Below are 394 nucleotides of genomic sequence, written 5' to 3'. Positions count from 1 at the left end.
CCCTCCCGGCCGCCCTCCGCGTAGTGAACCCGAAGGAACTCGATGGCGACACACACGACTGAACCTCTTTCCCCGGTGCCGGCGGCGGAGGGACGACGAGGGAGGGGGCGCGTGGTCGTCTCCTGGCTCACGACCACCGACCACAAGAAGATCGGGCACCTCTACCTGATCACCTCGTTCGCCTTCTTCCTGGTGGGCGGTCTGCTCGCCATGGTGATCCGTGCGGAACTGGCCCGGCCCGGACTTCAGATCGTGTCGAACGAGCAGTACAACCAGTCGTTCACCATGCACGGCACGATCATGCTGCTGCTGTTCGCGACGCCCACCTTCGCCGGATTCGCCAACGCGATCATGCCGTTGCAGATCGGCTCCCCGGACGTGGCGTTCCCCCGGC

Annotated in this window: 1 protein-coding gene; it reads left to right on the top strand. The window is 65.7% G+C overall.

Features of this window, described 5'->3' with window-relative positions; all coding sequences use genetic code 11:
- Positions 1 to 42: 42 nt before the first annotated feature.
- Positions 43 to 394 (top strand): cbb3-type cytochrome c oxidase subunit I (locus LPA54_RS41365; protein WP_228985525.1); only part of this gene is annotated, 352 nt, incomplete at its 3' end.

Origin of the sequence: Streptomyces sp. DH12 (genome assembly GCF_020873895.1) — a bacterium.
GTDB lineage: Bacteria > Actinomycetota > Actinomycetes > Streptomycetales > Streptomycetaceae > Streptomyces.
Note: the sequence above shows the minus strand (reverse complement) of the source record. Positions and strands in the feature narration are given on the sequence as shown.